Origin of the sequence: Kitasatospora sp. NPDC101176 (assembly GCF_044768035.1) — a bacterium.
Classification (GTDB): domain Bacteria; phylum Actinomycetota; class Actinomycetes; order Streptomycetales; family Streptomycetaceae; genus Kitasatospora.
Window position 1 is genome coordinate 25,302 of sequence record NZ_JBIWPA010000013.1, and the last position, 11,725, is coordinate 37,026.

Annotated in this window: 9 protein-coding genes; 4 read left to right on the top strand and 5 right to left on the bottom strand. The window is 74.6% G+C overall.

What is annotated here, in order from left to right; translation table 11 throughout:
* Window positions 1-93: 93 nt before the first annotated feature.
* Entirely contained in the window at window positions 94-468 is a 375-nt protein-coding gene (locus tag ACIRS1_RS19480) for a hypothetical protein (protein ID WP_402841289.1), read from the bottom strand.
* Between the two features lie 469 nt (window positions 469-937).
* A complete protein-coding gene (locus tag ACIRS1_RS19485; protein WP_402841622.1) occupies window positions 938-1,330 on the bottom strand; it encodes a hypothetical protein in 393 nt (130 codons plus the stop codon).
* 313 nt (window positions 1,331-1,643) lie between these two features.
* Between ACIRS1_RS19485 and ACIRS1_RS19490 the strand changes: the two genes are divergently transcribed.
* Window positions 1,644-3,182 carry a PTS transporter subunit EIIC gene (locus ACIRS1_RS19490; RefSeq protein WP_402841292.1) on the top strand — a complete coding sequence of 513 codons (1,539 nt, stop codon included), beginning with the start codon at window positions 1,644-1,646 and terminating at the stop codon, window positions 3,180-3,182.
* A 457-nt stretch (window positions 3,183-3,639) separates the two neighbouring features.
* Here the strand turns inward: ACIRS1_RS19490 and ACIRS1_RS19495 are convergent, their stop codons facing one another.
* Window positions 3,640-3,987, bottom strand: a complete 348-nt coding sequence (locus ACIRS1_RS19495; protein ID WP_402841295.1) for a hypothetical protein — start codon at window positions 3,985-3,987, stop codon at window positions 3,640-3,642.
* 26 nt (window positions 3,988-4,013) lie between these two features.
* Window positions 4,014-5,741 carry a high frequency lysogenization protein HflD gene (locus tag ACIRS1_RS19500; protein WP_402841298.1) on the bottom strand — a complete coding sequence of 576 codons (1,728 nt, stop codon included), beginning with the start codon at window positions 5,739-5,741 and terminating at the stop codon, window positions 4,014-4,016.
* Window positions 5,742-6,292: 551 nt separating this feature from the next.
* Here ACIRS1_RS19500 and ACIRS1_RS19505 point away from each other — a divergent pair.
* Together ACIRS1_RS19505 and ACIRS1_RS19510 are read left to right on the top strand one after the other, a co-directional pair.
* Window positions 6,293-7,741 (top strand): DUF4331 domain-containing protein, encoded by a 1,449-nt coding sequence (locus tag ACIRS1_RS19505; RefSeq protein WP_402841301.1) that lies wholly within the window; start codon window positions 6,293-6,295, stop codon window positions 7,739-7,741.
* A gap of 85 nt (window positions 7,742-7,826) precedes the next feature.
* Complete coding sequence (locus ACIRS1_RS19510) at window positions 7,827-9,143, top strand: tetratricopeptide repeat protein (protein ID WP_402841304.1); 1,317 nt, start codon at window positions 7,827-7,829, stop codon at window positions 9,141-9,143.
* A gap of 308 nt (window positions 9,144-9,451) precedes the next feature.
* On the opposite strand, the gene ACIRS1_RS19515 is transcribed toward ACIRS1_RS19510, so the two are convergent.
* On the bottom strand, window positions 9,452-11,185 hold the full coding sequence (locus tag ACIRS1_RS19515; RefSeq protein ID WP_402841308.1) for a hypothetical protein: 1,734 nt from the start codon (window positions 11,183-11,185) through the stop codon (window positions 9,452-9,454).
* Window positions 11,186-11,448: 263 nt separating this feature from the next.
* Here ACIRS1_RS19515 and ACIRS1_RS19520 point away from each other — a divergent pair, with 263 nt between their 5' ends.
* Entirely contained in the window at window positions 11,449-11,661 is a 213-nt protein-coding gene (locus ACIRS1_RS19520; RefSeq protein ID WP_402841310.1) for a hypothetical protein, read from the top strand.
* Window positions 11,662-11,725: the final 64 nt, after the last annotated feature.

Genomic DNA, 11,725 nt, shown 5'->3' on the forward strand with positions numbered 1-11,725 from the left:
GGCCCGCAGGCTCCGCCGGGGCCCCGCACCGGACCGGCCGTCAGATCGGGTGCGGTGCGGTGCAGTGCGGTGCGGGAACCCCGGTGGCAGCGGTCACTTGAGCATGATGCTGGCCCCGAAGATGTTGCCGACCTCGGCGCACTCCTTGACGTCGTCGCGGCTGAAGTACGGCGTGCTGGCCGTGCCGCTCAGGCCCTTCGCGGTCGCCGTGCAGTACCAGTTGCGCGGGCCGTTGTAGGCCACGTGGTAGACCGAGCTCTTGCCGGCCGCGATGTTGCCCGAGCACTGCGTGGCGACGTCGGTGTGGACGCAGACGTTGGCGATGGTCGCCGAGAAGTTGCTGAGGCGGAACGCGGCGAGCGGCGCCGCGTGGCTCGCCGGTGCGACCACGAACATGCCCGCGCTGGTGGCCGCCGCCATCCCGACGACTGCCGCAAGTCGGGTGGTCCGCTTGATGATCCGAGGCACCTTACCTCCAAGTTGACGTGTCTCCCCGTGCCGGGTGGACGGGTTCCTCCGCGCGGCCGTTACAGCCCCGCGGTCTGTCCGGCACCTGACAACGAGTTCCGGTGACGTGCGCCACTCCCGGTGTTCGCAAGGGGTGCCGCACATCGGCATCGCAGGCGCTGACCTGCTCTGATTGCGTCTACGGCTGCGACGTCGGCATCGGTTCACACGGTGCAGCGCGGGTGCTGCGGTGCCGCAGGTCGGCGAATGCCGCGGTGCACAGCCGGAAGACCCGGACGGCCCACTTCCGGAGCGCCCTGGACGTCCTTCCCCGGTACGGCGCCCGGCCACTTCGACGTGCCCCTCCGGCCCTGGCCCCGGCTGCAGGACGCGGACCGGACAGCGGCATCGCGCACGGGCAGCCCGCCACGGTCCGGGACGACGGCGGGCTGCCGGGTCGCCCGCCGTGACGGCGGGCCCGGGCCGTGGGTCAGCGCACGGTGACGGTGAAGACGGGCGAGGCGACGCTCCCGCTGACGATGCGCAGCTCGTTCTGGCCCTTGATGCCGAGCTTGACGCCGAGGGAGTAGGAGCCGTTGTGGGCGGTGTGCACGGAGGCGGGCAGGGTGACCCACGCGCCGTGCTGCTTCTGCTGCAGGGTCACGGTGCTGCCGGCCGTGAGGCCGGTGGTGGTGCCGGTGACGCGGAACAGCTGCCAGGCCTGGACGGTAGTGACCGACGGCTTGGCGCTGATGGTGGCGGCGGCGGGCGTGGCGGCGGGGGCGGTCGGGGCGGCCGCCATGGCGGTGCCCGCCGTTCCGACGAGCAGCGCGCCGAGGGTGGCGACGGCGGCCAGGCGCATGGAGTTCCGCTGGGAGACGATCACGGGTGCACCCCTTTCAGGGGAGGTGGTCGTTCGACCCGATGGCACGGTCGGTGCGGTTCGGGTGCTGTCTGTTCGGAGGACGGCTCACCCGGCGCCACCGGTTGTGCGCGGAACGTCACTGTCATGTAACAGTCGAACGATCTTCCGTCGTTGACGAACCGTCGTCGACGCACCGTCAGGGCGCCGTCATCGAACCGAGGTTCGTCGTCGACGTCGGAGGCCTTCCCGGGGACGCGCCGCCCGCCGCGGCGTAACGCGCCCGTCCCCCGGGAAGCGTTCCGACACACCCCTGCGATGCAAGGCCAGGACCATGTCTGACGACAAGAACCACGTCACCGCCGCCGCGGTACTCCCTCTCGTCGGAGGCGCGGACAACGTCACCTCCATCGCCCACTGCATGACCCGGCTGCGGCTCGGTCTGCGCGACCGGTCCCTCGTCGACCGCACGGCCCTGCAGGCCGTGCCGGCGGTGCTGGGCGTGGTCGAGGACGACACCTACCAGATCGTGCTCGGCCCCGGGGCGGTCGCCCGGATCACCCAGGCCTTCGAGCGACTCGTCGCCGAGCAGCGCAGCGCCACCCCGGCAGGCGCCGCCACGACCGACACGACCGCTATGACCGCCGCCACGACCGCCGAGGAGCTGGCCGCGCAGGGCGCGGCACTGCGGGCGGCACGGAAGCGGAAGAACGCCACCCCGGTGAAGCTGCTGCTGCGCCGGATCGCCGACATCTTCGTCCCCCTGATCCCGGCCCTGATCGGGGCGGGCATCATCGCCGGCGTCAACGGACTGCTGGTCAACCTGGGCTGGCTGCCCGGGATCAGCCCGGCGCTGACGGCGATCGCCTCCGGCTTCATGTCGCTGATCGCGGTCTTCGTCGGTTACAACACCGCCAAGGAGTTCGGCGGCACGCCGGTCCTCGGCGGTGCGGCCGCCGCCGTGATCGTCTACGCGGGCGTCGCCCACGTCTCCGTCCTCGGCCAGACGCTCTCCCCCGGACAGGGAGGGGTGCTGGGCGCCCTGGCGGCCGCCGCCCTCGCCGTCCGGGTCGAGAAGCAGTGCCGCCGGTTCGTACCCGAGTCCCTGGACGTCCTGCTCACACCGGCCCTGACGCTGCTGGTCACCGGCCTGGTCACGCTGTTCGGGCTGATGTTCGTGGCCGGCGAGGTCTCCACCGCCATCGGCACCGGCGCGACCTGGCTGCTGGCCCACGGCGGCGCCTTCGCCGGGCTGCTCCTGGGCGGGCTGTTCCTGCCGCTGGTCATGCTGGGGCTGCACCAGGCACTGATCCCGATCCACACCACGCTGATCGAGCAGCAGGGCTACACCGTGCTGCTGCCCATCCTGGCCATGGCCGGGGCCGGCCAGGTCGGCTGCGCGATCGCGGTCCTCCTCCGGCTCAGGAGGAACTCCTCGATCCGCGCCACCATCAGGTCCGCGCTGCCCGCCGGACTCCTGGGCGTCGGCGAACCGCTGATCTACGGCGTCTCGCTGCCACTGGGACGCCCGTTCGTGACCGCCTGCGTCGGCGGCGCCGCCGGCGGCTCGTTCGTCGGCTTCTTCAACATGCTCGGCGCCACGGTCGGCGCCACCGCGATCGGCCCCTCCGGCTGGGCCCTGTTCCCCCTGCTCAAGGGCAACGAGAACCCGGGCACCACCGTCCTGATCTACGCGGGCGGCCTGGCGGTCGGCTACGCCGCGGGCTTCCTGGCCACGTACTTCTTCGGCTTCACCCGGGAGATGCTCACCGGGCTCGACACCGACCCGGCAACACCCCCCACCGCCACGGCCACCGCCACCGCCCCGGCCGAGCCCGCCCCCACTCCCGCGACCGCCCCGCCGACGGGCTGACCGACGGTCTCGAACTCCAGGGCCTCGACCGGGACGCCGTCCTGTGGCACCCGGGGCCCCGGCCCTCCTGCGCGGGAGCGGCGCGGGAGGGCCGGGGCCGAAACGACGGCGCGGGTGCGGCGCGAACCCGTGCGGGCGGGACGGCTGCCCGGGGCCGGCCGGCGCGTCGACCAGGCGGGGGCGGGTCTCCGGGGCACGGTGGGGTGGCGCCCGTCAGTCCAGGTCGGCGTCGCCCGGGAGCGACAGCGGATCCTCGGTGGTCGATCCGCGCGTCGGCCTCGGCGGCTTGGGAGGCTTCGGCGGCTTCGAGGGCACCGGGGCCGAGGTGGGCGTCGGCTTCGGGGGCTTCCCCGTTGAAACCGGGGCCGGTGGCCTGCTCCTCCTGGTCGTCCCCTGCCCGATGCCCCTCACGACGTTCGCGACGCCGCCTCGCCGAGTCCGGTGACGGCACCTGCGGCTACGGCCGGGGCTGCGGTACGTGGACCGGGTCACCGCCGAGCGCGGTGTACAGCTCGGTCCAGCGGCGGTCGGTGTCCGTCGGCGGCTTGCCGTCGCAGAAGGCCTTCGTCCCGTTGGCCGTGTAGAAGCGCATCATCTCCAGGACCGCCCGCGGATCGGACGCCTGGCCGCCGGTGTACCGGGTGCCCGGCGTCCGGCTCTGGTGCTGGACGCAGGTAGGGGACGGTGTGCCGGGCTGGGCGTCGAAGCTCCCGTCGGGTTCGCTCCCGCAGCCCGTGAGGAGCGGGGCCGCGGCGAGGGCGAGGCAGACCAGGAGGGACGATCGGCGTACCGGACGTGCTGTCATGGGGGCGCTCTCCGGGGGAATGCGGTTCACAGGGTGGCGGGCAGGCTGCGCAGGACCAGTCCCAGCCCCACGGCCAGGACGAGCAGCGCCGTCAGCAGGGCGCTGTACGGGGCGATGCGCCGCAGCCGGCCGACGACGGGGCCGTCGGCCGCGACGGTCAGGCGGTCGCCGAGGCGGACCAGGAGCAGGCCGACGGCGGTCAGGGTGGCGGCCATGCCGAGGCCGTAGGCGACCACGAGGGCCGCGCCGAAGAGTGTGCGGCCGAGGGCGACGGCGCCCAGCAGGACCACCAGGGCGGACGGGCTGGGGACGAGGCCGCCGGCGATGCCGAGGCCGATCAGGCTGCGGCGGCCGGGCGCGGTGTGGTCGTGGTGGTGGTGATGGTGGCCGGGTCCGAACAGGCCGTGCCCATGACCGTGCGAGCGGCCGGACTTGTGGTGCATGTGATCGTGCGTGTGATCGTGCCCGTGCCCGTGCCCGTGGTCGTGCCCGTGCCCGTGGTCGTGCCCGTGGTCGTGCCCGTGCCCGTGCCCGTGGTCGTGCCCGTGCCCGTGGTCGCTGTGCACGTGCTGGTGCTGGGCCACGGGGTGCGGGTGCGGGTGCGAATGCGGGTGCTGGTGGTCGTGGTGGCCGGTGGCTGCCGCCGAGGCGTGCGCCAGTTCCCTGGCCGGTTCGCCGTCGGTGCCCGCCGTGGGTCGCGGGACGTGTCCGTGGGGTCGGAGGTCGTGGCGCCGGAGGGCGTCGCGCAGCAGGCCGGCGCCGACGGCGGCGACCAGGGCACCGCTGACGACGCCCAGCCAGCCGAGCACCGCGTCGCCGGCCAGTGAGGAGAACACGGTCAGGCCCAGGCCGATGACCAGGACGCCGGCGGTGTGGGTCACCGTGACGGTGGCTCCGACGGTGACCGCGTCGCGGATGCTGCCGCGGCGGCCCGCGAGGTAGGCCGCCATCACGGTCTTGCCGTGGCCGGGCAGCAGCGCGTGCCCGGCACCCAGCACGACCGAGAGCAGGACGGCGAGCAGGCCGAGCGGGACGGTGAGCCGCCGGGCGGCGCCGAGTTCGGCGAGGCGGGCGTCCAGTCCGGCGAGCCAGGCCGTGGGCCCGGAGCGGTCGGCCCTGGCGTCCGTTCCCGGTGCCGCGCCCGCGCCGTCGCCGGGCTGCGCGCGGAACTGCGCGTGGGTGGCGCCACTGGGGCTGTCGAGGAGGTCGCGGGGGTAGTCGCGCAGTTCTGCGGAGACCGACCGGGCCGGGACGTCGGAGTGGTCGAGGGTGGTGCCGTCGCCGCGGGCGGTGATCTCGTTCCACCCGACCCGGCCGGGGTCGATGCCGCTGGCGACGGTGAGGGTGGTGCCGGCGGCGGGAACGTGCAGCCCGGTTCGCAGGACGCATTCGAGGCGGCTGGTGCGCAGTCCGGCCGCGCCGTCCTCGTAGCGGAACTGCGCCGATTCGGTGCTCCAGGGCAGGGGCGCGGCGGGCGCCCGGTCGGTCGTCACCCGGAGGCGCTGCGCGGTCTGCGCGCACTGTTCCCGGGCCCAGGCGGCGCGTTCGGCCTCGTCGACGGTGCCGTCACCGTCGCGGTCCAGCTTCGGCTGCTCCTGGAGGGTGGGGATCTCTGCGGCGTCGGTGACGGCGAGGACCTCGAGGGCGTCCGGGTGGACGGTGAAGCCGTAGTAATGGTTCAGGGAGAAGTTCCCCAGGGGATGGGCGCCGGCGAGGGGTGCGGCGAGACCGAGCAGGAGCAGGGCGCCTGCCACCGCCGTGCCTGTCCGGACGAGGGATCGTGGGACCGCCACGCTGGGCCTCCGGGGACGGGGCCGCCGCCACGGCGGCGACGCCCGGACCGGCGGAAGTGGGATGCGGGCCGGTCGGCCCGACGCACACCATCCGGTTCCGGGGGCGACTCCGGATTGGCACCACTCCGTCACGGTCGACGGCACCACCCGGCTGGGGCAACACCTTCGGACGTCCGTTCCCGCCCCCCGAACACCTGACGGATGATCGACCGCGCGGACCGGCAAGCACCGGCGACCTCTCCGAGAGCCCCGGCGCCTCGACCGGTGACCGGCCCCCAGTTGCAGTACTACTGCAACTGCGAAGGTATTGCGCCCGGTTGTGCCGCGACCGGCCGGGTGACATCGCTGGTCCGTGCGGGTGAGACGACCAGGCCGCACGCGCCCCGCTCGCGAAGGGGTGACGGGATCCGGTCCACAGTGCCCCATGCGGCCCCTCCGGCCGATCCCCCGCTCCGGCCCGACCCGGGCCCGGTGCGGTCGACGCCCGTCATGGAAGCGAGCACAGCACCTACATGAACGTCACCCGCCGCCCTGCCCGCAGAAGGTCCACCGCCCGCGCCGCGGCGCTCCTCACCACCATGAGCCTGGCGCTGGCCAGCAGCGCGCTGCTCGGCTCCGGGGCGGGCGTCAGCTCCGCCTCCAGCCACCGCGAGGCCCCGCTGATCGCCGCCGACCCCCAGGTCGACAACACCGACGTCTACGCCTTCACCAGCCCCGACAACCAGGACACCGTCACCCTGGTCGCCAACTGGCTCCCGTTCCAGGAACCCAACGGCGGCCCCAACTTCTACCCCTGGGCCGACGGCGCGCACTACGACATCAACATCGACTCCCAGGGCACCGGCAGGCCCGACGTCACCTACCGCTGGACCTTCCACACCGAGGACCAGCGCGGCACCAACACCTTCCTCTACAACAACGGCGTCGTGAACAACCTCACCGACCCCACCCTGCTGTTCCGCCAGTACTACACGCTCCAGGAGCTGCGCCCGGGCTGCGAGCCGGTCACCCTGGTCGAGCACGGCACGGCCGCGCCGTCCGACACCGGCCGCGCGTCGATGCCCGACTACGGCCGGCTGCGCAACCAGGCCACCGTCCAACTCCCGGGCGGCGGACAGACCGTGGCGACCCAGGCCGCCGACCCGTTCTTCCTCGACCTGCGGGTCTTCGACCTGCTCTACGGCGGCAACCTATCCGAGGTCGGCCAGAACACCCTCGCCGGGTACAACGTCAACTCCCTCTCCATCCAGGTGCCCAAGAGCCGCCTCGCGTACAAGGGCGACCCGACCCGCAACCCCGTCATCGGGGTCTGGTCCAGCACCGAGAAGCAGACCCTCAAGCTCAGCCCCGGCAAGGCCGAGCCGGCCGGCAAGTTCGTCCAGGTCTCGCGCCTGGGCAACCCGCTGGTGAACGAGGTCGTCCTGCCCGCCGGACTGAAGGACGCCTTCAACTCCCTTCCGCCGTCAGAGGACCACAACCAGCCCGCCGTGGTCGCCAAGGTCCTCAACCCTGAGGTGCCGCAGCTGATCCAGTCGATCTACGGCCTCCCGGCACCGGCCACCCCGCGCACCGACCTCCAGGAGATCTTCCTCACCGGCATCGCCAAGGCCACCGGCGGCCCCTTCCAGGTCGACCTGAACTCGCAGCTGATGAACCAGGACGTCAACCCGAAGAAGTTCGTCCCCGCCGAGGAACTCCGCCTCAACATGTCCACCCCGGTCACCGCGCACCCGGACCGCCTGGGAGTGCTGAACGGGGACTTCCAGGGCTTCCCCAACGGCCGCCGCCTGACCGACGACGTCGTCGACATCGCCCTGCAGGTGATGGAGGGCGCCACCCCGGGCCACCTGATCGGCGCCCTCGCCGCCGGCGACAAGGTCAACACCGCCGACAAGCCGTTCGGCCCCGCGTTCCCCTACGTCGCGCTGCCCTACGACAAGGCCGTCAACCAGCCCAACTGACCCTTCCCGCCCTGTGGGTGGCCCGCGCACTGCCGCCGGCCACCCGCACGGCCCCCCTTCCCCCAGCACACCACCGAGGACACCCATGCGCCGCCTGCCGCTGCTGCTCACCACCATCGCGCTGTGCGGCGGCCTGGCCGCGTTCGGGGCGCTGGACCGCGGCCACGCCGGCGACGCCCGGCCCTCGCCCGGGGCCGGACGCCGGCCGGGCAGCGCGCCGGTTGCCGGCGGTTCGCTGGCCGGGGCGATCGCCGCGGACCAGCAGCGGCTGCGGCAGCTGCCCGGCGACGCGGCCGGCTGGGCCCGGCTAGGCGCCGAGTACGTCGAACAGGCCCGACTGACCGCGGACCCCTCGTACTACCCCAAGGCCGACGAGGCGCTGCAGCGCTCGCTCACGCTGTCCCCCGACGGAAACGCCGACGCCCTCACCGGACTCGGCGCCCTCGCCAACGCCCGTCATCTGTTCGGCCGGGCACGCGACTTCGCCGACCGGGCCATCGCCGCCTCGCCCGCGCACTGGCCCGCCTACGCCGTCCTCGCCGACGCCCGCACCCAGCTCGGCGACGACGCCGGCGCCACCGAGGCCGTCCAGCAACTCCTCGACCGCCGACCCGGCACCGCCTCCCTCACCCGCGCCGCGTACGACCTCGAACAGCACGGCCGCGGCGACGACGCCCGTGCCGCCCTCCGACAGGCCCTCGGCGGCGCCTACGACCCCGCCGACAAGGCCTACTGCCAGTACCAGCTCGCCGAACTCGACCGGAACTCCGGCCACTTCGCCGAGGCCCTCACGGGCTACCAGCAGGCCCTGGGCACCGACCCCGCCCACACCCCCGCCCTCGCCGGCCGGGCCCGCGCCGAAGCCGCCCTCGGCCGCACCGACGACGCCGTCCGCGACTACACCACCGCCATCGCCGCCGTCCCCCTCCCCCAGTACCTGCTCGAACTCGGCGAACTCCACGAGTCCCTCGGCCACGACGACCGGGCCCGGGAGCAGTACCGGCTGCTCACCGCCGAGCAGCGACTCGCCGCCGCCAACGGCGTCGTCGACGACCTCACGCTCGGCCAGTTCCAGGCCGACCACGGAGACCCCGCCGAGGCCGTCCGCCTGCTGCGCGCCGAATGGGAGCGCCGGCACAGCGTCCTCGTCGCCGACGCGCTGGCCTGGGCCCTGCACCGCACCGGCGCGGACACCGAGGCGATCGGCCTCGCCGAGCAGGCGGCCGCCCACGGCTGGGACGACAACGCCCTGTTCCTCTACCACCGCGGCGAGATCGAACGCGCCCTCGGCCGCACCGGTGAGGCCCGCACCCACCTGGCGAAGGCGCTCGCCACCGACCCCTCGTTCAACCCCCTGCAGGCACCGGCGGCCCGCGCGGCCCTCACCACCGTCGGCGGCTGAAGCCCGCCCTCGGGGCAGCGGCGGGAGCGACGGCCGAAGCGGCGCCGGTCGTCGCGGCGGCGCACGCGGTCGCGCCGGCGGCGGGAACGAACGGGTGGGGCCTGCGAGCGGGCGGGCCGGCCAGGGCCGGTCGGCGGATCGGGGGGCGGTCGGCTCCCAGCGCCCGGCGGGCGGCGGCGGTGAGGGCGGCGAGGGGGTCCGGGGCGGCGAGGGCGGTGCGCAGGCGATCACGTGGTCGGGGCGGACCAGCAGCGCGCCGTCGTGGAGGCCGGTGCCGCAGCGGAGCGGACCCGGCCCCCGGACACGCCCTAAGGGCCCATGGAGGGGCGGTAGGGGGGCTCGTCGTCCGGCGGGTCGCCGGCCGTCCGGCTGCTCGCCCGCCGGTGGACCGCCGATCGGGCGGCGACGACCTCGGCGTGCTGGCGGAGTCCGGCTGCGGCGAGGTCCTGGGCGAAGGCGATCAGCAGGTCTGCCGCGGCGGCCGCGGCGCCGGCGCCCTCGTGCAGGGCCACCGCCCGGTCGACGGCTTCCGCGGCCTCCTCCCAGCGCCCTTCGGCCGCCAGGCCCCGGCTGAGCTCGGCGAACACCACGGCGCCCCCTGCCCAGTCTCCGGCGGCCTGGCGACGCGTCACGGCCTCTTCGACGGAGTCGGCGAACACCATCGTGCTCCCCTGCCAGTCCCCGATGCGGCGCTGACGGTCCGAGGCCTGGTCCGCGGAGCCGCCGAGCCCGCCGGCCCGCCGCACCGGCTCAGCCGTCCGGTACCCCTGGTGGAGCGCGAGCCGCGCCGCGGTCTGCCGGACGGCAGCGGCGCGTTCCGCCTCCTGGCGCTCCTTGCGCCGCGATCTCCGCGTTGCAGGCCCCGCCTGCTCCGACGGCCCCGGCTGCCCCTGCTGTGGCCGAGGGGTGGCGGGCGTCCGGGCCTTGTCGCCGACCATGACGCGGTCGAGCCACCCCCGGAAGGCGCCGCTGCCGCCTGCTGCGTTCCGGCCTTCCGACGTGCCGTCGGCAGTCCCCGGCCCTCCCGTGCCGACGGCACCGGACGCGGCACCGCGCGCGGCGGCGGGTTCCGGGTCCTGCCCGGCGCCCCGGGGCGGGGACGCCTCGGTGCCGCCCCCGCCCTGGGCCCGGATGCGTGCGAGCTCGGCCGCGCTGCGCCGCGCCCGCTTTTCGGCGGCGGTCCGGTCCTGTCGTGCCCGGTCGAGGGCCCGTCGGAGCTCGTCGGCGTCGGCCTGGCGGCGGGCGTCCTCCTGACGGCGTGCGTCGGCCCCGGCCTCCGCCTCGTCCAAGCGTCGTTCGGCGTCCGTCTGGCGGAGTTCGGCCTCGGCGGCCCTGGTCCGGGCCGCGGCCAGGGCGTGCTCGAGCTGGTCGACGTAGCCGCGCAGCCGGTCGTGCTCGGCCCTCAGGTGCTCGTTGTCCTTGCGGGCCAGGTCGAGTTCGACGCTGTGACGGGCCGTCCGGGCGTTCAGGTCCGCGATGGCGCGGCGGGTCTCCAGGGACCAGCGTCGGGCCTGCTCGTGGGCCTCCTCGAGTGCGGCCTCCAGCATGCGGACGGTGCGCCCCGCCGCCTCCGCCCTCTGGTGGGCCGTGGTGACCTCGTCCCGGAGCCCCTGCAGTTCGGCGGTCCTGGGTGCCAGGTGGCGCTGCGCCGCACGGTGGGAAGCGCGGACGGCCTCCCGACCGCCCCGGGCCATCGGCGTGCCCGACTGCCGTTCCGCGTCGTCCATCAGACGCTCGACGAAGTCCGCGCCCGGTAGTTCGATCCCGCTGAAGTAGCGCGAGAGCGTCGAGGTGCTGCGGTTCAGGCTCGCCGCGTAGGCGGTCATCGACGTCTCCAGCTGCCCCGCGAGCAGCCGCAGGGCGACGGCCAGTTCCCGTACGGCCGGTGCGAGGTCGTCGGAGAGTTCGCTGGTGAAGACGATCCGCCGGCGCCGACGCCGCTCCGGAGGGCCGGCCTGCGGGGCGCGCGGTCGGCCCTCCGCACCGGGCAGGCTCCGCCCGGCCGACTCGTCCGTCCCCCGGTCCTGTTGCTCGTCGCTCATTGCGCTTTCCCTCCCGTGCTCATTGTTGCGCCTTCCTCGCAACGTGTTCGCGCGTACCGCAACGCGTTCGCCCTTACCGCAGCGGCTCGGGCGCGGCCACAGTGAGCGGCGCAGCAGCAAGCGGTACACGGAGTCACGGTCAGCGGGAAGGGTCGACGATGCGCCGACGGTCGGCAGGTACGGGTTTCAGCGATCGGGCAGGAGGAGCCGTCTCCGCGGCCCGCCTGTTCGCCGGGGTGGGCGTGACCGGGGGCGGCTCGGCCGTGGCCGCGTTGAGCGGCGCCCCGTGGTGGGCGGTGACACTCGGGGTGATCGCCTCGTCCGGCCAGGTCCTCGCCGCCGTCGCGCTGGGGATCGTACAGAGCATCGCCCCGCAGGACTCGGGTGACCGGCGCCGGGTGTGGGAACTGCTCCTCGGGGACCGGCGGCCCCGGGGCTCGTCCGACGATCCGTCACCGCAGGCGCCCGGGACGTAGCCCGGCGCCGCGTCCCGGCGGGCGGCGTTGCGCCCGCCGGACGGACCGGCGGGCGGTCTAGGCT